Genomic DNA, 20,648 nt, shown 5'->3' with positions numbered 1-20,648 from the left:
CGTTCGCTTCACGCGGCATTGTGCCCTGCAGTGCAGAGACGTCGCCTGGAGCCAATCCTATCTCGCTGAACAATGGCACCGGTATGGTCGCCGCGGCATGTGACGGTGCCGCAATGGCCTGCTCAGGGGAAACGATGATGGTTCCTGCTGCCCACCTCGGCGGTGGTACCGGCGTCAGAAGAACGGTGTGAGCAGGCAGACGATCAGCAAAGAGATGACAGAGGCCAAGGCGGTGACGAACGTCAGCGACTTCAGCGCGCCCTTGGTCGTGACCTGCATCATCGTCTTGAACATCCAGAAGAAGTTGCTGTTGACCTGCAGAGCGAAGAGTGCGCCGGAGCCGATCGCAAGCCCGATGATGATGGGGGAGACGTCGAGCTGACCGACGATCGGTCCGATGATTCCTGCTGCGGCGATCGCCGCGACCGAGATGGAGCCGATCGCCAGATGCAGGACGGCGGCGATGAGCCAGGCGATGAGGACGCTGACGATGAGCGGCGCCGCGGAGTTGGCGGAGAAGAGTCCGCCGAGGACGTCGGCGAGGTTCGTCGCGCTGATGACTTCGCCGAGGGCGCCTCCAACACCGGTGATCAGGAGGATCTGGCCCGTGGTGCTAAATCCCTCCTCCATCGAGGAGTTGGTCTTCTCGCGACCAATGAAGATCTGGGACAGGACATAAGCGATGACCAACCCCAGGAACAGAGCGAAGACGGGGTCGCCGATGAAGTCGGTGACAGGGGTGCCGGCGCCGAATGCGTTGAGGATGGCACCGGAGGCGATGAGGACGAGCGGAATGTAGACCGGGCTCAGAGCCAATGCCAGATGCGGCTGCCGCGTGCGCACGATTGTGTCGCCCGAGGCGTCGGAGGTGGACGCCTCAGCGTCGGAGGTGGACGGCTCAACCGCTTCCTCATCGGTCTCTGGGTTCCACAAGCCGCGATTGACGAGGAAAGAGTAAGCAAAGACCGTCATCAGCACCGTGGACACACCGACGACCAGACCGATGCCGAGCATGTTGGCCAGCGGGATGTCTAGGAGTCCTGCGATCGAGATGGTGCCGAGACCGGGCACGACGAAGACGTAGCCGACGAGAATGCCGGCAGTGACGGCACCGGCCATGATGCCGAGACCGCGGCGCCCGAGAGCGGGGGCGGCGTTCCGGGCCAGGGGAGAGGCGAGGACAAGTTGCACATCGACATAGATGGAGGGGAACACGGAAGTGAGAGCGGTGGCCAGCGCGTAGGGCAACTTGCGCGGTCCCAGCAGTCTCAGCAGAAGTTCGACGAACCTCTGCAGAGCTCCCATATTGAATAGGAGCGCTCCCACCAAGACCCCGAAGCCGATGAGAAGACCGACTTCGGCCATGATCGCGCCGAATCCTTCGACGATGGTCGTCAGCGTCTGCTCAAGACCGAGGCCAGCGGCGATGCCGTAATACAGTGCGCCGATGACCAACGAGATCACCGGGTCGACCTTCAACAGGATGATTAGGAGAACGACCGCAAGGATCGCGATGGCTGCGTGCAGAATGACCAATGTGTGTGCTCCTCGTCGAGCGGGACCTGGTTGACCATATCATTCGACCATTTTGACGATCAAAGCGGTAGTGATGATCTCCTTAAGGCACTATAAGCAGAACCTATCGCAGGGAGGATGTGCGCGGCGTCGCCCAGATCATCAGGGTCCGAAATATCGGACAGAACTTGATCCAGGCCACTTCCGTCTTGGCTCTTAGTCGACAGAATGGTTTGTGTAGTCAGAGATGGCAATGCAGAGGACCGAAGCCCAGACCCCACGATCGGGCGAAGCGAATCATTCCGGTCCCTCAGACACAGCGACAAGGAGAGCCCCATGACCACAAAGCAGACTTTCACTCAGCACGACCCCTCACGTGTGATCCGCGCCGACCGCGGCACCGAGATCACCGCCAAGTCCTGGCAGACCGAGGCACCCAAGCGCATGCTCATGAACAACCTCGACCCCGAGGTTGCCGAGCGCCCCGAAGACCTCGTCGTCTACGGCGGCACCGGTCGCGCAGCACGCTCGTGGGAGGCCTACGATGCGATCGTTCGGACCCTCGACGACCTCGAGGACGACGAGACTCTCCTGGTCCAGTCGGGCAAGCCGGTCGGTGTCATGCGCACCCACGAATGGGCCCCGCGCGTGCTCATCGCCAACTCCAACCTCGTCGGCGACTGGGCCAACTGGGAGCACTTCCGCGAGCTCGAGGCTGAGGGCCTGATGATGTACGGCCAGATGACCGCCGGGTCCTGGATCTACATCGCCACGCAGGGCATCCTGCAGGGCACTTACGAGACCTTCGGTGCCATCGCTGAGAAGCGCTACGGCGGAACACTGGCCGGCACACTGACCATCACAGGTGGCTGCGGCGGCATGGGCGGCGCCCAGCCTCTGTCGGTGACCCTCAACGGCGGCGCCTGCCTCATCATCGACGTCGACAGAACCCGTCTCGATCGCCGCCAGGCCAAGCGCTACCTCGACGAGGTCGACACCGATCTCGACACAGCACTCGCCAAGGTCATCGAGGCCAAGAAGAACAAGCAGGCACTGTCCGTCGGACTCGTCGGCAATGCTGCTGAGGTCCTGCCCCTCATCCTCGATCGCGACGAGGCTGCAGAGGTCGACATCGTCACTGACCAGACCTCTGCCCACGATCCTCTGTCGTACCTGCCCATCGGCGTTAGCGTCGACGACTGGCAAGACGAGGCCGAACAGGACGCGGAGAAGTTCACCATCCGCGCCGAGGAGTCCATGGCCAAGCATGTGCGTGCCATGGTCGAATTCCAGGACCGCGGCGCCGAGGTCTTCGACTACGGCAACTCGATCCGCGACGAAGCTCGCAAGGCCGGCTACGATCGTGCTTTCGACTTCCCCGGCTTCGTCCCCGCCTACATCCGCCCGCTCTTCTGCGAAGGCCTCGGACCGTTCCGCTGGGTGGCACTGTCCGGCGATCCCAAGGACATCGAAGTCACAGACAAAGCACTCAAGGAACTCTTCCCAGAGAACCAGCACCTCCACACCTGGCTCGACGCCGCCAACGAGTACGTCGAGTTCGAAGGTCTGCCGGCTCGCATCTGCTGGCTCGGCTACAAGGAACGCCAGCAGGCCGGTCTGCTGTTCAATCAGCTCGTCGCTGAGGGCAAGATCTCGGCCCCGATCGTCATCGGCCGTGACCACCTCGACTCCGGGTCGGTTGCCAGCCCCTACCGCGAAACCGAATCCATGCTCGATGGCACCGACGCCGTGGCCGACTGGCCGCTGCTCAACGCCATGGTCAACGCCTCATCGGGTGCCACCTGGGTCTCCATCCATCACGGCGGCGGCGTCGGCATCGGCCGTTCCATCCACGCCGGTCAGGTCTCCGTGGCCGACGGCACCGAGCTGGCAGCCCAGAAGCTCGCCCGCCTGCTCACGAACGACCCGGGCATGGGCGTCATCCGCCACGTCGACGCCGGCTACGACCGCGCCTCCGAGGTCGCGGGCGAACGCGGCCAGCGCGTTCCGATGATCCCGGAACTAGACAAGCGCGACGAGGAGTCCGCCGCGCAGTAGTGCGCGGGGCGCTGCGGCGGGTTGGCCGCACCGCGTTGGCTCGTATGCGCGTGAGTCGGCTGCGCGCAGGGGAAGGGGATCGATCGAAGTTTCATAGCTCAGCTTCAAAGAGGGGCCCTGAAACTTCGATCGATCCCCTTCTGGCAGTTGTCCAGTCCTGTCGGCGGGCAGTGCATTCAGCAGCCTGAGCGTGCGGCATCACCCGCTTAGTGACTATTGAGTCATGACGATTTCCGACGCCCCGACCGACGACTTCACCTTCCCCGTCGACGAACTGGTCGGACTCCCCTTCAACCGCGCCCAGTCCAATCCGCACGGGCCCTGCCTGAGCTGGCCCGAAGGTCGCTTCGACAACTTAGAGTTCGCCTCGGCGGTGGCCACGACCGCGCGCATTATGAGCACGCAGCATAAGATCGGCCGCGGCTCGGTCGTCGGAGTGCTGCTGCGCAACGTCCCCGAGGTCATCACCACGATGTTCGCCACCTGGTCGCTCGGTGCCGCGCTGACCCCGATCAACCCGGCACTCACTGACGACGAGGTGAACTTCCAGGTCGAGGACTCCGGCGTTGCGCTTCTCGTCGGCGACCCCCGCGCCGAGGCGATCGCTGACGGCCGTGGGATCGGCTTCCTCTCCGTCGGCGACGACTGCTTCCGCGGCGGAGATGAGCCGACCGGCGATCTCGACGTCCGCGAGGACGACGGATCCCTCATCATCTACACCGCCGGCACGACCGGCAAGCCGAAGGGCTGCGTGCTGGGTCAGGCGAACATCTCGGCCATGGTGTGGTCCATCCTCAACGGGCTCGAGTTCGGCGAGAACGTGCGCAGCCTCCTCGTGCTGCCCCTCTTCCACTGCAACGGCCTGCTTGCCGGCACGGTGTCGCCACTCATGCTCGGCGGCAGTGTCCACGTTCTTCCGAAGTTCGATCCGAAGAGCTTCTGGGAGGTCGTCGAGGCGGAGCGTCCCACCTACGTCTCCGCCGTGCCGACGTTCTACTCGATCCTCGAGGCCACGACCAAAAGGGCGGTTGACACTTCCTCCCTGCGGTTCGTCATCTGCAGCGCAGCCCCGATGTCGCCCGATGCGATCACCCGCTTCGAGACCAGGTTCGACGTCACCATGCTCGAAGACTATGGCCTCTCGGAATGCTCGGTGGCCGCAACACTCAACCGCACCGACGGCACCCGTCGCCCCGGCACAGTGGGCACCGCGCTGCCCGGGCTGCGCGTGGCGACAATGGACCCGGGCGGCCAGCTGCTGGGAACCGGGGAAGCCGGAGAGGCCGTTGTCGCCGGAAAGACGATCATGCAGGGCTACCTCGGCCGTCCCGAAGCGACCGCCGAAACCCTCAAGGACGGCTGGCTGCACACCGGTGACGTCGGCTATCTCGATGAGGACGGATTCCTCACCCTCGTCGATCGATTCAAGGACATGATCATCCGCGGCGGAGAGAACATCTACCCCAAGGAGATCGAAGACGTACTCTTCAGCCATCCGCAGGTCACCGAGGCGGCAGTCGTCGCCAGCCCCGACGACAAATACGGCGAAGTGCCTGTGGCGCACGTGGCGTTGCGAGAAGGCGCCGCGACCACCGTCGAGGAGCTGCACGAACTCCTCGAGGCGCGTCTGGCCCGGTACAAGGTTCCGGGCGAGATCCACATCGTCGCCAGTCTGCCGAAGAACTCGGTCGGCAAGATTTTCAAGGGAGACCTGCGCGAGACGTGAGGGCGTGAGGTCCACCCGCGAAAGGGATCGATCGAAGTTGTAGAGCCGCACTTGCAAACAGGGCTGTATAACTTCGATGTAGCTTCATGCGGCTCTGCCGTGACACGGCTGCGGGCAGTGAGTCGGCCATCACGAACTGTCCGAAATATCGGACGAATTTCACCGAAGACGGTTCAGCGGTGAGCTCACGGAGTCCATACTGAGAAGGAATCACTCTCGACCGTGAAGGACCCTCCCTTGCAGCTCATCACCGGGATCAGCGAACTCGTCGTCAACGACCTCGACACACTCGGCGACCTGAACGTCATCGAGGACGCCGCTGTGCTCATCGACGATGGCCGGATTCTGTGGTCGGGGCCGTCTGCTCAGGCAGACACCGAACTCCAGGACCACCTCGGCGATCGCGATTCCACACCTGCCGAGGGCTTCAGCGACGATGACATCGCCAACGGCACCCTCACCTCGGCGAGCGGGGGAGTGGAATTCGAAACGATCGATCTGGGCGGCAAGTCCGTCATTCCCGGGTTCGTCGACAGTCACAACCACCTCATCTTCGCCGGCGATCGCTCGGCGGAGTTCGCTGCGCGGATGGCCGGGGAGAAGTACTCGGCCGGCGGTATCCAGACCACCGTCGCCGCCACCCGCGCTGCCAGTGACGAGGAGCTCGAGGCCAACCTCGTCCACCTGACCAGCCAGGCGACCCGGCAGGGCACGACGACCTTCGAGATCAAGTCCGGCTATGGGCTCACCCTTGAGGATGAGCTGCGGGCGCTGCGAATCACCAACCGGCACACCGAGGAATCCACTCTCATCGCCGCCCACGTCGTCCCGCCCGAATACAAGGAGAACCCGGAAGCCTACGTCGACCTCGTCATCGACGAGATCATTCCGGCCGCGACCGGACAGGCGAAGTGGATCGACGTGTTCTGCGAGAAAGGCGCCTTCACCGAGGAGCAGACCCGCCGCATCATCGAAGCGGGCAAGTCAGCGGGCATGAAACCGCGCCTACACGCTAATCAGCTCACCGACGGGGGAGCTCTCAAGCTCGGCGCCGAACTCGGCTGCGTCTCCGTCGACCACGCAACCTTCGCCTCGGACTCCGACCTCGCGGCACTCGCCGAGGCGGGAACTGTCGTCACACTGCTGCCGAGCATCGAATTCTCCACCCGCCAGCCCTACCCGGACGCCCGCCGCTACGTCGACGCCGGCGTCAGCCTGGCGATCGCCACCGACTGCAACCCGGGGTCGGGATTCTCCAACAGTGTTCCCTTCGCCATCGCGATCGGCGTGCGCGACATGCACTTCACGGTCGAGCAGGCCGTCTGGGCCGTCACCGCTGGTGGAGCCAACGCTCTGCAGCGCAGCGACGTCGGCCACCTCGGCGCGGGCGCCCGCGCCGACCTCGTCATCCTCGACGCCCCCAGTTACCGCCACCTCGCCTACCGGCCCGGCGTCCAGCTCGTCGAACGCGTGTACCGCGGTGGCGAACTCGTCGCCGACAACAGACCGCAGGTCTGAACCACCGCGGGCCGACCCCGGCCCACCCACGTCGTCACCGTCTGATGACACCACACGAACGTATAACTCGCTCAACCGAAAGGTCCCAGATGCCAGTCTCCATCGATCTCGATCCCGATACCCTCACATTCGCCCAGGTCGTCGACGTCGCCCGCCATGACGCGAAAGTCGCCCTGAGCGAGACCACCCTTGCACGGGTGAACAAGTACCGCGAAGCCATCGACGCACTCGCCTCGGCGGAGAAGCCCGTCTACGGCGTCTCCACCGGGTTCGGGGCACTGGCCCAGCGCCACATCCCCGCCGAACTGCGCACCCAGTTGCAGAAGTCACTCATCCGCTCCCACGCCGCCGGCGTCGGCGACCCCGTCGAGCGTGAGGTCGTGCGCGCACTCATGCTCCTGCGTGCCCGCACCCTGGCCACCGGCCGTGCGGGTGTGCGCGCCGAGGTGCTCCAGACCTACGTCGACCTCCTCAACGCCGGTATCACCCCGGTCGTCCACGAATACGGTTCCCTGGGCTGCTCGGGCGACCTCGCCCCACTCTCTGCTTGCGCCCTCGTCGTCATGGGCGAAGGTGTGGCCACCGGACCCGACGGGGTCGCCGGACCGGCCGACGAAGTGCTGGCCGCGGCCGGAATCACCCCCGTGACCCTGGCCGAGAAGGAAGGTCTTGCGCTGGTCAACGGTACCGACGGAATGCTGGGCATGCTCATCATGGCCCTTTCCGACCTGGAGAACCTGCTCACCGCCGTCGACGTCTCCGCGGCCATGAGCATCGAAGGGCTCTTCGGCACCGATGCCGTCTTCGCACCCGAACTCCACTACGCGCTGCGCCCCCACGACGGCCAGTCCGCCGCCGCCGCGAACATGCTGACCTCGCTGAAGGAATCCGGCATCACCGCCAGCCACCGCGATTCGACCCACCTCGTCCAGGACGCCTACTCGATGCGCTGCGCCCCACAGGTCAATGGTGCCGCCCGCGACGCAGTCGGGTTTGCCACCCAGGTCGCCGAACGCGAACTGCGTGCGGCCATCGACAATCCCGTCGTGCTCACCAACGGCATGGTCTCCTCCAACGGAAACTTCCATGGCGCGCCCCTGGCCCACGCCCTGGACTTCCTCGCCATCGTTGCCGCCGATGTCGCCTCGATGTCCGAGCGCCGCACCGACCGGATGATGGACGTCACCCGTAACCAGAACCTCACCCCGTTCCTCGCTGACGACGCCGGCGTCGACTCGGGCCTGATGATCGCTCACTACACCCAGGCCGCAATGGTCTCCGAGGCCAAGCGCAACGCCAGCCCCGCTTCGGTCGACTCGATCCCGTCCTCGGCCATGCAGGAGGACCACGTGTCCATGGGCTGGTCGGCTGCCCGCAAGCTGCGCAAGGTCGTCGACAATCTCGCCAGCGTCGTCGGCATCGAGTTCTACGCCGCCTCCCGGGCCTGCGATATGCGCGAAGCAGCACCGGCCCCTGTCACCGGCGCCGTGATCTCCGCGATCCGCGAAACCGTGCCCGGCCCCGGCCCCGACCGGTTCCTGTCCCCGGAGCTGGCCGAGACGATCGCCAAGGTCAAGGACGGCTCCCTCGTGGCCGCGGCCGAGTCGGTCACACCGCTGCAGCACACCGTCACCGAGGCTGCCGGCACCTGGCTGCCCGAGGGCGGGTCACCAGCGGTCAACGACCCCAAGTTCACCGCTTTGGGCAACCTCGACGCAGCCGCAGAAGCCTCCGGCACGGACGCGGCAACGACCCACCCCGACGGCACCGGCCAGAACAGCGCGGGCCAGGGCGAGGCGAACTGAGATGAGCGACGTCGTCTCCCTCCTGGCCCAGATCGAGGACACCGGCCGTGACACTCGTGGTCCCGGATACCAGCGGGCAGGGTTCTCGAACACCGAACGCGAACTCCGTGACTGGTTCCTCGCCGAGGCGGCCCGGCGTGGCCTCGACACCGAAGTCGACGACAACGGCATCACCTGGGCGTGGGCGACCGCGCCCGGTGACAACGCCGTCGTCACCGGCTCCCACCTGGACTCCGTCCCCGGTGGCGGAGCGTTTGACGGCCCCCTCGGCGTCGCCTCGGCGCTGGCGGCCTTCGACGAACTCAAGACATCCGGAGCCCTGGAGCGAGCGAAGCGTCCCCTGGCGCTCGCCGTCTTCCCCGAGGAAGAAGGCTCACGCTTCGGCGTCGCCTGCCTCGGATCGCGCCTCATCACCGGCGCCATCGAGGCCGACCGCGCACTGGGTCTCACCGACGCCAATGGTGACACCTTCGCCGACGTTGCCCGCGGATACGGGCTCGACCCGAACCGCATCGGCACCGACAAAGCCCGGCTGGAGAAGGTCGGATCCTTCATCGAACTCCACGTCGAGCAGGGCATCGGACTCATCAACACCGACCAGGCGGTGGCGATCGGCTCGTCGATCATCGGCCACGGCCGCTGGCACTTCGCGTTCTCCGGTCAGGGCAACCACGCCGGCACCACCCCGATGAGCCACCGCGCCGATCCTGTCGTCGCGGCCTCCCGCGTGATCGGCGATATTCCGACCCTAGCGGCCGCCACTGACGCGAGTGCCGTGGCCACGGTCGGCCGGACCCTCATCCACCCGGGCGGGACGAACGTCATCGCCTCGGGCATGAGCTTCTGGGTCGACATCCGTCACGCCGATGATGCGGTTGTGAAACAGGTTCTGGAAGCGATCTCACAACGCGCCCGTGAGCATGCCGAGGGCGCCGGCGTCGAGGTGAGCATCTCCCAGGAGTCCTACTCGCCGACGACTTATTTCACCGCCGAACTCAACTCACGGCTGACCTCCGTGCTGCCGGACGCGCCGCTGCTGCCCTCGGGTGCCGGACACGACGCGGGAATTCTCGCCCCACACGTGCCCTCCGCAATGCTCTACGTTCGCAACCCGACCGGCGTCTCCCACGCACCCGAAGAGGCCTGCGAGGACGATGACCAGCGCGCCGGAGTCTCCGCGCTGGTGAAAGTCCTCGAAGGGGAACTCGAGGTGGCATCATGAGCACGCGCTTCTGGTGCGAGACCGCCTGGGTCGACGGTCTGGTTGCCACCGGTGTCCTGCTCACCGCCGATGACACGGGCACCCTGACCTCGGTCGAGACCGGAATCGACACCCCGCCCACCATCGCCGAGGTGGTCCCCGGGTTCACCCTGCCCGGTGGAGTCAACGCCCACTCCCACGCCTTCCACCGCATCCTGCGTGGCCGCACCCACGGCGACGGCGGGACCTTCTGGACGTGGCGCGAAGTCATGTACTCCGTGGCCGCGAAGCTGAGCCCCGAGAACTACGAGACCGTGGCTCGTGCGGTCTTCGCGGAGATGCTCGCCGGCGGCTACACCTCGGTGGGGGAGTTCCACTACGTCCACCACGCACCCGACGGGACACCGTACGGTGGGGACGATTCCACTCGCGCACACGCGATGGAACGGGCGCTGGCACGGGCGGCCGCCTCGGCGGGGATGCGCATCCGACTCCTCGACACCTGCTACCTCACCGGTGGCATCGACACCGATCTGTCTGCCGAACAGGCCCGCTTCGGTGATGGAACCATCGACGGCTACATGGACCGCCACGAGGCCTTGTCCGAGGCCTTCGCCACTGAGTTCCCTGTCGGTGCTCCTGGTGAGAGCTTTGTTCATGTGGGATCGGCGATTCACTCGATCCGCGCGGTCCCGGCGGCGAACCTGCCCAGGTTTGCCGACCTCGACGGACCCGTCCACGTGCATCTGTCGGAACAGCCGGCGGAAAACGAGGCCAGCCAGGCTGCCTACGGCACGACACCGACGCAGGTTCTCGCGCGATCCGGAGTCGTCGCTTCGAACCTCTCCGCTGTCCACGCCACCCACCTCAGCGAGGACGACATCGCGACCCTGGGCGGGGCCGAAGCCAGCATCGTCATGTGCCCGTGCACGGAAGCCGACCTGGCCGACGGCATCGGCCCGGCCCGCGAACTCGCCGATGCCGGCGCCACGATCTCGATCGGCTCCGACCAACACGTCGTCCTCGACGCACTGCGCGAGATCCAGAGCATGGAAGCCGGGGAACGCCTGCGGTCGGGCCAACGGGGACGATTCTCACCGGCCGAACTCATCACGTCACTTACCGAAGGCGGGGCACGCAGCCTCGACCTGCCGGTCGGCGAACTGGCAGTCGGCAAAGCATGTGACTTCATCGCGGTGGCCACCGACAGCATGCGCACGTACGGGTCCGCGGGGGAGCAGATCATCCTCTCGGCCACCTCGGCGGATGTGTCCATGACCGTCAGCGGGGCTCAGGTGCGCGTCCGCGACGGCGTGCACACCGAATTGGGGCCGATTTCGGAGCTGTACCGGGCTGCGTTCGCGGCCCTCGGGATGGAGGACTGAACCGTGGCTGAGGTTCCGGCACTGCGGCGTTCGATCGCGATTCTGCGGCATCTGGCCTCATCGAATCGTCCGATCACCGCCGGTGCGCTGGTGCGGACGTTGGAGATCCCTCGCTCGAGTGCCTACGAACTGCTTACTGTGCTCGAGGAGCTGGGGCTCGTCGTGCGCACCGAATCCGGTTACGCCCTGGGCGCCGGCGTTCACGAATTGGGAAGCTCCTACCTGCGCACGAACCCCCTGCAGCGCTTGGCCCAGCCCATCGTGCGGCAGTTGGCCGACGACACTGCGGCGACAACACAGCTGGCCGTCATCCGCGGCTGGGAGACCGAGTACGTGCTCAAGGAGCAGTCCCTGAAATCGGTCGCGGTCATTACCGCCACCGGCGTGCGCATGCCCAGCTACCTGACCGCGACCGGTCGGGCGATCCTGGCGAATCTGCCCAAGTCAGAGGTGCTGGCGATGCTCCAGTCCGAGTCCGGATTCGTCACCCGAACCGGGCGGGGTCCGACCACGGTCAAGGCACTCAACGCGATCCTGGCGCAGGACCGGCGGATCGGCTGGGCGATCCAGCACGGCGAGGTCACCCCCGGGATCTCAACGATCGCGGCTCCTGTCTACGATGTCCTCTCCCGTCCGGTCGCTGCGATCGGACTCTCACTGGCCAGCGAGGCGATGACCGAGGACACCGAAACCGCAGGACTCGCGGACAAGGTCCTTGCGGCCGCCGCCGAGGTGACCGCGAAGCTACGGTGACCTCTTAAGCAGAACGATCGAGCGGACCGCTCACTCAGCGTGCTCAGATTCCCAGAACGTGCCTCTTGCGGGCGACTTCCTCGACGATCTGATGGTCACTGCGCAGCTCCTTGATCAACGCGACGCCGAGGATGACGACGATGATGGAGAACGGCACCGCAGAGAGCATCGCCGCCTGCTGAAGCGCCTGCAGCCCGCCGACGAGGAGCAGTACGATGGCGCAGGCCCCGGTGAGGAAGCCCCAGGTGGCGATGACCGGCCGGCGCGGTTCGAACGATCCCCCTGAGGACAGGGAACTGAGGACGAAGGTGTTCGAGTCGGCCGAGGAGACGAAGAACAGAATCACCATGATGATGGTGAAGATCGAGGTCAGAAGCGTCAGCGGAAGCTGATCGAGCAGGCTGAAGAAGGCAGTATCGAGGTTTTCGGCAGTCGCCTCTCCGATCTTCGCCCCTTCCATGTCGAGCTTGATCGCGGACCCGCCCATGATCGTGAACCAGACGAAGAACACGGCGCTGGGGACGAGGAGGACGCCGGCGACGAACTGGCGGATCGTGCGACCCTTCGAGATCTTGGCCAGGAAGATTCCGACGAAGGCGCTCCATGACAGCCACCAGGCCATCATGAAATAGGTCCAGGAGAGCATCCATTCGCTGTCCGCGGCGCTCGAGGGCGTCATGAAGCTCACCTCGAGGAAGTCTCCAGCGAAGGAGCCGACCGAGCGCACGAACAGATTCGCCACAAAGCCGCTGGGGCCGGTGATGAAGACGAAGAGTCCGAGCAGAGTCGCCATGGTCAGAGTGATCTGCGAGATGTACCTGATGCCCCGACTGACACCGGTGAATGCGGAACCGGTGAAGAGAAGTGTGAGCACGGCGACGACCACGATCTGGAGGACGATCGTCGCGTCGATGCCGAAGATCGTGTTGAGCCCCTCACCGATCTGAGAGGCGCCGAGGCCCAGCGACGTGGTCGTTCCGAAGAGCGTGGCGATGATGGTGAGGATGTCGATGAACTTGCCGACCCAGCCATCGACGAGCCGACCGAGTACCGGCCTCAGCATCGTGGAGACCAGAGCCGGTCGTCCCTTCCTGTGCGTCGAATAGCCGATCGCCAGACCGAAGACTCCGAAGATGGCCCAGGCCTGGAAGCCCCAGTCGAGGTAGGAGAACTGCATGGCCCGGATCGCGGCATCCATGGTCTCCGGCTCGGCCAGGCCGTGTGGAGGAACCATGAAGTGCGACATCGGTTCGGCGACGCCGTAGCTGACGAGTCCGATCCCCATCACTGCGGCGAGGATCATCGACAGCCACGCCACCGTGCTGTACTCCGGCAGCGAGTCCGCTGACCCGAGCCGGATCCGTCCGAACCGACTCGCGGCGAACCACACGAGCATGACGATCGCAGCGAAGGGCACCACGAGGTATATCCACCCGAAGCTCGACGACACGGCGGTCATCGCTGTGGTCATGATGTCGCCGAGGCTGTCGGGGGAGACTGTGGCCCAGATGACGAAGGCGATGACGAAGGCCACCGCCCAGAAGAAGACGCTGCCGACCGGGCTGCGGCGCGCTGTTTCTTCAGATTCGCCTGTCTGCTTCGTTGCAGTCTTCACAGAGTCGGGTTCAGGCTCCGGATCCGCACTGGGATCAGGCTCGGGATCGGAGTCAGGCTCCGAGTCGGCTTCAGCCCCGGGGTCAGGCTCCGGTTCAGGTACGTGGTTGTCCAGCATCGTCATCGTGGTCTCCAAACTCAGGACAGCCTCGGCGGCGGGCATGAGCATTCGTCAGGGGGCGGTGGGGGTGGGGAAAGGCAAGAAACAGGCTCCGCGAACTGAGGTGTTCGTGGAGCCTTGTAGGTGACGAGTGTATGCGCTTTCGTCGGAAAAGGCCGCCTCGCTTTGGGGCCTTGGCGAAGAGTGTGAGGTATCTCGCCCGATGCACCGGCTCATGTCTTGCCCGTGAGCAGGCGGGAAGCTCACGCCAGCCGTTCGAGAATCTCGACTGCCCGATCAGCCCCATTCTCGGCTGAGATCGCCCGCGCCAGGCGCGCAGAATTGCTGCGGTAGGACTCCGTTTCCACAAGATCCGTGATCCGTTCGGCCAGAGCGCTTGCCGTGATCTGGGCTCGGGGCAGCGACCTCGGTCCGGCACCGAGCTCGTGGACTCGGTTGGCCCAGAAGAACTGATCGCCGAGGAACGGGCAGATCAGACTGGGACAACCAGTGGCCAGCCCGATTCCTGTTGTGCCTGCCCCACCGTGGTGGACGACTGCGGACACGCGGGGAAACAGCCAGTCATGAGGCGCTCCGTCGATGACGAGAACATCGTCGGTGCTCTCGGCGGCGATGCTTCCCCACCCTGTGGCGATGATTGCCCGGGCACCGGTCGATTTGAGCGCCGAGGCGATTGCCGCCCCACGTTGGTCAGATCCCTTGACGAAGCCCATGGATCCGAACCCGATGTACACGGGAGCTTCTCCGGCGGCCAGGAAGTCTCTGAGCTCGTGTGGCGGCTCCCATGTGGTCCCGCGTCCGGTGAACCAATACCCGGTGACATGAGCCGTCGACGGATAGTCGGGTGGTACGGGAACGACATGCCGCGAATACGGGTAGAGGACGTCCACGGGTCTGCCGTCGGGTTTGACCAGAGGATTCGCCCACCGTGACAGTGCCGGGAGACCGAGCTTGTGCCGAAAGTCGTTGACCATGCCGCCGTACATGAGCGACTCGGCACGATTCAGGGCATAGCTCCACCGGTTCAGCCGCGGCCCCAGGTCCCGTGGAACGAACGGAATCGGATAGGACGAGGTCGGTGTGTAGAACGGAAGAGGAAGTGACAGCACCGCCGGAACTCCGAGGCGCTCAGCCAGGTGCGGTGCGCCGAGGCATTTCGGATGGTAGACGACGATGTCGGGGTTGGTCCCGCGCACGGCTCGGAGCTGATCGTCGAAACTCACCCGGATGCTCGCGGTCATCGCCTTCGCCGCCCTCTGCAGGTCTGCAGCACTGGCCATCGTCGGCAGTGCGTCCTGCATGACTTCGAGCATGAGCGAATTGCTGGGGACGAAATCAAGACCCAGTGAGCGCACGTCGTCCTCGAAGCCTGCTGCGGTGGCGACGGTGACTTCATGTCCAGCGGACTTCAGCGCCGATGCCAAGGCGATGTACGGTTCGACGTCACCTTTGGTGCCGAACGTCAGTATCAGCGCCCTCATACTCACAGCGTAGGTCGTCGAACGGCGCAGGTAAACGCCTCAGATTTCGAGCGTGAGCAGGTGGTAGCTCATGGTCTTGCCGTGACCATCCAGATTAGGCGAACCCGTGACCCCGCCGCCGAGCAGCCCGGAGAGCACGAAGCTGAAGGATTTCAGAGTCGGCAGGTCACTGCGGCGGACAGCCTGCAGGTCGAGCCCGAAGTGGTCCGCGACGCGATCAATGCTGAGTTCCTGGTCGAGGAGGTCGTAAGCGGCCTGGTCGTGGGCGATGACACCGAGGATGAGGGTATCGCCCTTGTCTCCGGTGCGCACCGATGCGAGTTCGTCGATGGTGGTCATTCGGATGCTCCCCTCCGCCGCGCCGATGGGTACTCGGCTGAGCTGTCGTCCGGGTGGTGGACGCTGGCGAACTCGACGCCCACCGACTCCTCGATGATCGACCGGTCGACGCTGCACGACTTGACCGAGACGACGCTGTGTACTGACTTCCGAGCACCGCCGCCACCGGCCGGCCCATTCGTGTACAGCGCCTCGACCTCATCGCCGATGATCGCAGCATCCTGGCGGGTCGCTGCGCTTGCGACGATCCGCAGACGCACCTCGGCGGGATTGTCGACCTTGACGAGACCACGGAAGGCCGCGGCCATTCCGATGTATTCGACGAACACCGAGTCCGGGTCGAGGCCGTAGAGCACCTCAAGGCGTTCGAGGACGATCGATGCCGCCAGCTCGGCACGCTCCTTCGAGCGCAGACCGCTGTAGGTGATCTGTCCTTCGCCCTGCCACCCCGAGTCATATCCGAGCGTGACCTTGAGATCAGAGGGCCGTGCCACACCGGTCCCGCCGGTCACACGCACACGGTCGGCCTCCACCTGTTCGAAACTCACGCGGGAGAAGTCAGCGGTGACATCGGGCGTGATGTAGGCGCTGGGTATGGCGACCTCATAGAGGAGCTGCTCGGTGCAGGTGCGAACGGACACCTCGCCTCCGGGGCCGTTGAGTTTGCTCAGGACTGCCTGCGCATCGGCGTCGACATCGGCGAAGGGGAACCCGAGCTCGGCCAGACCCGCGACGGGTTTCGTCACCGGGTCGGCGAAGTACCCGCCCGTCACCTGTCCGGCGCATTCGAGCAGGTGGCCGGTGACCGTGGCACGGCCGATGAGATCGGCATCGCTGTGATCCCAGTCGAAGTGGTGCGCCATAGCGCCGACGTAGAGCGAGGGGTCCGCGACTCGACCGGTGATGACTATGTGTGCACCGGAGTCCAGCGCGCGTCGGATGGGCTGAGCGCCCAGATACGCATTGGCCGAAATCAGCTCACCGTCGGCGGCGGATGCCGACTGTCCTGTTTCCCAGGTGAGCGGATCCTGACTCTCGACGATGCCGAGGACGTCATCACCGGCGACGTACGCGACGGGCATGTCGACGTCAAGGGCACGGATCGCCTCGGCGACGGCATGTGCGGCGGCCTTGGGATTGGCGGCACCGCCATTGGTCACGATGCGGGTGCCGTTGGCGGCACAGTGGGCGGCGACGGAGACGATCCGGTCGACAAGAGTCGGGTCGAAGCCCGTATCCGCGGCGTCTCGCTCGCGCCGTTGAGCCGCGGCCACGGTCCTCTCTCCCAGGAGCTCGAAGACGAGGAAATCGAGCTGACCGTGCTCAGCCAGGGCGATCGCGGGATCGAAACGATCACCGGCGAATCCGGCACCGGCACCCAGCCGCACATGGTCCGCGGGTTTGGGCGACGATGAGAGCTCGGACGGACTGGACAGTTTCAGGCTACCCACAGGGGAATCACTCCGATCACGATTGCGGCGGCGAGGACGATGATACTGACCAACCAGGCCCAGCCGAACAGACCGAGGATGTGCTTTCCGATCGGCACGTTTGCCAATCCGACGAGCAGATAGAACGACCCGGTCAGAGGGCTGATGGGAAATCCGAGGGTCTCTTGTCCGATGATCGAGGCCTGAGCGAGCACCACAGGATCGATGCCGTAGTTCGCACCGACGGCGGATAGGACGGGGAGGACGCCGAAGTAGTAGGCGTCGGGGCCGAAGAAGAGGCTCATGGGCACGCCGAGGATCGCGACGACGATGGGTAGGATCGGCATGATCCCCGCCGGCAGGACCCGGACCGCGGAATCGGCCATCGACTCGATCATCCCGCTCTCGTCGAGGACGCCGAGGAGGACGCCGGCGGCCAGGAGCGTGCTGGCCATGAGCATGGCCGACTTCGCACTGATGTCGAACTGCCGCGACTGGTTCTCCAGGCCGCGAAAGTTGATGATGAGTGCGATGATCGTCGCGACGAGGAAGGCGATGGCCGGGGAGACGATGCCCCACATCAGCACGGCTAGCGTTGCGAGCAGGATCAGCCCGTTGACCCACAGCGGTACGTTGCGGAAATCCTTCTCGACGACAGAGCCGTCGGCGTCGTCACCGGCGGCAGAGCCGTCACCGGTGGCGTCGTCGTCACCGACGGTCCCGACGTCGCTGGCGCCGGTGACGGCGGTGCCCTGGTGTTTGGAGTCCACCATCGCCGAGGCGGTCCGTGGACTCCCGTCGTCGGTGCCCGAAGTGTACGCGGTGTGGTCACTGCCGTGGCCGTGGACCGCCTCGGCGAATTCGGAGGGCTTGCCCCTGGCGATGCGGCGGGCCTCTCGGGTGCCGAGGAACCAGGCGACACCCAGCGCGGCGACGACGCCCACGATCTGCGCGGGGATGAGCGGTGTCCACACTTCGTTCGCTTCGACGCCCACGGTTGCCGCGGCACGGGCGGTCGGCCCGCCCCAGGGGAGCAGGTTCATGGCACCGGCGCCGAGGCCCACGCATGCCGTGAGAATCAGGCGGCTCATGCCCAGGCGCTGGTAGATCGGCAGCATGGCCGGAATGGTGATGAGGAAGGTCGTCGCGCCGGCACCGTCAAGGTGGGCCACGCTTGCCAGAAGGGTCGTGGCCACGGCGACGGCCTTCGGAGATGATCCGCCGAGCCGGACGATCCTGTCGATGAGAGGGTCGAAGAACCCGACGTGGCGGAGTATGCCGAAGAATACGATCGCGAACACGAACATCACGACGACGCTGGCGACACTGGTGATGCCAGCCAGCGCGAACTCGCTGACTTCGGATGGTGAGTTGCCCGCAACGAGAGCCGCGACGATCGGGACTCCGGCCAGCGCGACGATGGGTGAAACCTTCTGCATGAGCAGCAGAGCGAGGATCACCAGCATGGACACGTATCCAATGAGTGAAAGCACCTTTGATTCCTTTCTCAGATATCGACTTCCATGATCCACGGTCATTTAAGGGCTCGTCCAATACCGATTCGCTCTACACTGATGACCTATGGTTATCAATCTGGCGATGTACCACCTGCGCACGATCGAAGCGCTGCACCGACTGCGCAGCTTCACCCTCGCCGCCGAGGACATGCAGATCAGCCAACCGGCGGTGAGCAGGGCACTGGCTGAGGCCGAACGGCGCATCGGCGGCAGGCTCTTCGACCGCAGCACGCGCTCGGTTGGGCCGACCCACCTCGGCGAGGAGATTTCAGCTCATGCGGCGATGGCCGTTGCCACCTACGACGAAGCACTGATCCGGATCGCAGGTCACATGAACGGCGATGACGGAACTGTCAGGGTGGCGTGCCTGCCGTCGGTGACCGCGACTCTGCTGCCATCGGTGATCTCTCACTTCCGCAGTGATCTCACCCGGGTGGGACTCGACATCCACGATGAGCCGCAGGAGAACGTGGCGGAGAAGATCCTCAACGGCACCGTGGACTTAGGGATCTTTGCACTCGACTCGAGCATTCCGGACGAACTGAACGTCGAGGTGGTCGCGCAGGATCGGCTGGTCGCGATCGTCCCAGCTGGGCATCAGTTCTCCTGTCGTGAGTCGCTGAAATGGGACGACTTCGCCCGGGAGAGGTTCATCGGGTTCGATTCAGTGACGAGCATCGGCCCCTTGGTCGCACATGCCTTCGCGAAGTATGACGTCAGTGTCGACATAGTGCAGACGGCGCGCAGCATTCCCGCTGTCGGCGGTCTGGTCGCTGCCGGGTTGGGTGTCTCTGTTGTCCCCGAGATGGTCGTTCCGCTGGTGGCTCTCGACGGTATCGAAAGCATCCCGGTCAACCCGGCCATCGAGCGCACACTGGTTGTGGTTCACCGCAAGCGCGGCCCATTGCCAGACGTGGCCGAACGTTTCCGGCAGAGTCTGCTGTCGTAGAGAGGGCGACAGAAGGCGACACTGAGCGAAGTGTCGCTGGGTGGCACGACTCGTGAGGTACAGCCCTTCCGCGGTCCAAGGCTCAAGCGCGCCAAGTTCTCAATTTCCCTGCGATAGCGGCGGGCTCCATACCACCACTCGCGACCGAAATGACGAGATCGTAGGCATCATCATCGGGCGCGTCGAATTCGAAGCCGTTGAGATCGTAGAAGACCGCAAGGCTGAGCCAGCCCAGCCGCTTGTTGCCGTCAACGAGAGGATGATTTCGAACGATCGACTCCAGCAGAACAGCGCCTTTATCATCTACGGTCGGATAGACCTCAGTCGCCCAAAGCGTGGTAGCAGGTCGATGCGCAGCAGAGTCAAGCAGACCGAGGTCCCGTACCGGTCCGACGTTGAGGTCGGCGACCAATTCGAGGAGATCTTCGGTTCGAAGGTAGACAGTCACTTGCCGAGCCGGTCAAGCAGGTCGCCATACCGTTCGCGGGCGCGCTTCGAAGCCGCACTGACCTGTGCCTCGTGGCCTCGTCGCTCGGCCATCTCGTGGATTGCATTGATGACGATGGCCTGGCGGCTCACTCCATCCTGTTCGGCGAGGCGAGCTAGAAGCTGTTCGTCGTCCTTGTTCAAACGCAATGTCATTGCCATGTATTAATGATACCAAGGTGGTAGCAAGCTTGGCTAGAGCGTTTGATGGAGTCGGCTCTGGCCATCAGGGTCGCGCCTGTCCTTAGATGTACGGCTTCGTGATGAGTTCCAAGTACATCCCCGATGGGTCGAGGAAGTAGACCCCACGGCCACCGTGCTCCGTATTCGTCTCGTGCAGGCGGGCTCTCTGCGGGTCCGCCCAGTAATCGAGACCGCGTTCGTCCAGCAGTGCCACCGCTCGGTCGAAGTGCTCGTCCGTGCAGAGGAAGGCCATGTGGACGGGCAATATCTTGTATGCCGGAGGTGGCGCGGCGAACTGCAGCATCACTCCCTCGGAGAGCGTGATGTTGGAGAAGACTCCCCACGACTGAGTGTGCTCGGCTTCGAGGAAGTCGACGTAGAACTGCGCCGACTCCGCTGGATCGGCGGCGGCGATGATGGTGTGATTGAACGTTGCTGACATGATGTCCTTTCGAAAAGTGGGCCCGACTTGGTTGCGGGCATAGTGAGCTGGAGCTCTGTGAGGGAGATCTTTTCGAAAGGGGCGGGCCGCGAATTCTGCATTCGCGACCAGTGCGGCTCAGCGGT

The 20,648-nt window shown here is 64.8% G+C and carries 17 protein-coding genes; 8 read left to right on the top strand and 9 right to left on the bottom strand.

The annotated features are described in order from the left end of the window. Nucleotides 1-174: 174 nt before the first annotated feature. Nucleotides 175-1,536 (bottom strand): GntP family permease, encoded by a 1,362-nt coding sequence (locus BLT92_RS07655; protein ID WP_092104561.1) that lies wholly within the window; start codon nucleotides 1,534-1,536, stop codon nucleotides 175-177. A gap of 315 nt (nucleotides 1,537-1,851) precedes the next feature. Here BLT92_RS07655 and hutU point away from each other — a divergent pair, with 315 nt between their 5' ends. From hutU to BLT92_RS07620, 7 genes are all read left to right on the top strand, one after another. Next, nucleotides 1,852-3,573, top strand: a complete 1,722-nt coding sequence (hutU, locus tag BLT92_RS07650) for a urocanate hydratase (protein WP_092104559.1) — start codon at nucleotides 1,852-1,854, stop codon at nucleotides 3,571-3,573. Between the two features lie 223 nt (nucleotides 3,574-3,796). After that, nucleotides 3,797-5,299 (top strand): class I adenylate-forming enzyme family protein, encoded by a 1,503-nt coding sequence (locus BLT92_RS07645; protein ID WP_092104557.1) that lies wholly within the window; start codon nucleotides 3,797-3,799, stop codon nucleotides 5,297-5,299. A 237-nt stretch (nucleotides 5,300-5,536) separates the two neighbouring features. Continuing rightward, on the top strand, nucleotides 5,537-6,817 hold the full coding sequence (hutI, locus tag BLT92_RS07640; protein WP_092108960.1) for an imidazolonepropionase: 1,281 nt from the start codon (nucleotides 5,537-5,539) through the stop codon (nucleotides 6,815-6,817). Between the two features lie 89 nt (nucleotides 6,818-6,906). Beyond that, a complete protein-coding gene (gene hutH, locus BLT92_RS07635) occupies nucleotides 6,907-8,622 on the top strand; it encodes a histidine ammonia-lyase (RefSeq protein ID WP_092104554.1) in 1,716 nt (571 codons plus the stop codon). Between the two features lies 1 nt (nucleotide 8,623). Further along, the gene (locus BLT92_RS07630) at nucleotides 8,624-9,844 is read left to right on the top strand and encodes an allantoate amidohydrolase (protein ID WP_092104552.1); all 1,221 of its coding nucleotides are present in this window, start codon (nucleotides 8,624-8,626) and stop codon (nucleotides 9,842-9,844) included. Beyond that, on the top strand, nucleotides 9,841-11,208 hold the full coding sequence (locus tag BLT92_RS07625) for a formimidoylglutamate deiminase (protein ID WP_092104550.1): 1,368 nt from the start codon (nucleotides 9,841-9,843) through the stop codon (nucleotides 11,206-11,208). Before BLT92_RS07630 ends, BLT92_RS07625 begins: the two co-directional genes overlap by 4 nt. 3 nt (nucleotides 11,209-11,211) lie before the next feature. Continuing rightward, the gene (locus BLT92_RS07620) at nucleotides 11,212-11,961 is read left to right on the top strand and encodes an IclR family transcriptional regulator (RefSeq protein ID WP_092104548.1); all 750 of its coding nucleotides are present in this window, start codon (nucleotides 11,212-11,214) and stop codon (nucleotides 11,959-11,961) included. Nucleotides 11,962-12,004: 43 nt separating this feature from the next. Here BLT92_RS07620 and BLT92_RS07615 read toward each other — a convergent pair whose 3' ends face one another. The 5 genes from BLT92_RS07615 to BLT92_RS07595 form a co-directional block, all read right to left on the bottom strand. Then, the gene (locus tag BLT92_RS07615) at nucleotides 12,005-13,699 is read right to left on the bottom strand and encodes a BCCT family transporter (RefSeq protein ID WP_092108957.1); all 1,695 of its coding nucleotides are present in this window, start codon (nucleotides 13,697-13,699) and stop codon (nucleotides 12,005-12,007) included. 239 nt (nucleotides 13,700-13,938) lie between these two features. Further along, nucleotides 13,939-15,177, bottom strand: coding sequence for a glycosyltransferase (locus tag BLT92_RS07610; RefSeq protein WP_092104546.1), 1,239 nt, complete (start codon nucleotides 15,175-15,177; stop codon nucleotides 13,939-13,941). A 39-nt stretch (nucleotides 15,178-15,216) separates the two neighbouring features. Beyond that, nucleotides 15,217-15,516 (bottom strand): AtuA-related protein, encoded by a 300-nt coding sequence (locus BLT92_RS07605; RefSeq protein WP_092104544.1) that lies wholly within the window; start codon nucleotides 15,514-15,516, stop codon nucleotides 15,217-15,219. Continuing rightward, complete coding sequence (locus BLT92_RS07600; RefSeq protein WP_231939082.1) at nucleotides 15,513-16,967, bottom strand: acyclic terpene utilization AtuA family protein; 1,455 nt, start codon at nucleotides 16,965-16,967, stop codon at nucleotides 15,513-15,515. Before BLT92_RS07600 ends, BLT92_RS07605 begins: the two co-directional genes overlap by 4 nt. Continuing rightward, nucleotides 16,955-18,439: a CitMHS family transporter gene (locus BLT92_RS07595; protein WP_092104540.1), complete on the bottom strand. Its 1,485-nt coding sequence runs from the start codon at nucleotides 18,437-18,439 to the stop codon at nucleotides 16,955-16,957. Before BLT92_RS07595 ends, BLT92_RS07600 begins: the two co-directional genes overlap by 13 nt. A gap of 88 nt (nucleotides 18,440-18,527) precedes the next feature. Between BLT92_RS07595 and BLT92_RS07590 the strand changes: the two genes are divergently transcribed. Further along, entirely contained in the window at nucleotides 18,528-19,412 is an 885-nt protein-coding gene (locus BLT92_RS07590) for a LysR family transcriptional regulator (protein WP_092104538.1), read from the top strand. An 82-nt stretch (nucleotides 19,413-19,494) separates the two neighbouring features. Here the strand turns inward: BLT92_RS07590 and BLT92_RS07585 are convergent, their stop codons facing one another. From BLT92_RS07585 to BLT92_RS07575, 3 genes are all read right to left on the bottom strand, one after another. Beyond that, complete coding sequence (locus tag BLT92_RS07585; protein ID WP_092104536.1) at nucleotides 19,495-19,860, bottom strand: type II toxin-antitoxin system death-on-curing family toxin; 366 nt, start codon at nucleotides 19,858-19,860, stop codon at nucleotides 19,495-19,497. After that, complete coding sequence (locus tag BLT92_RS07580; RefSeq protein ID WP_092104534.1) at nucleotides 19,857-20,060, bottom strand: CopG family transcriptional regulator; 204 nt, start codon at nucleotides 20,058-20,060, stop codon at nucleotides 19,857-19,859. The genes BLT92_RS07585 and BLT92_RS07580 overlap by 4 nt, the downstream gene beginning before the upstream one ends. 82 nt (nucleotides 20,061-20,142) lie before the next feature. Further along, entirely contained in the window at nucleotides 20,143-20,523 is a 381-nt protein-coding gene (locus tag BLT92_RS07575) for a VOC family protein (protein ID WP_092104532.1), read from the bottom strand. Nucleotides 20,524-20,648 lie beyond the last annotated feature (125 nt).

Source organism: Brevibacterium picturae (genome assembly GCF_900105045.1).
Taxonomy (GTDB): Bacteria; Actinomycetota; Actinomycetes; order Actinomycetales; family Brevibacteriaceae; genus Brevibacterium; species Brevibacterium picturae.
The sequence above is the reverse complement of the archived record's forward strand: the minus strand, read 5'-3'. Positions and strand labels throughout refer to the sequence as shown.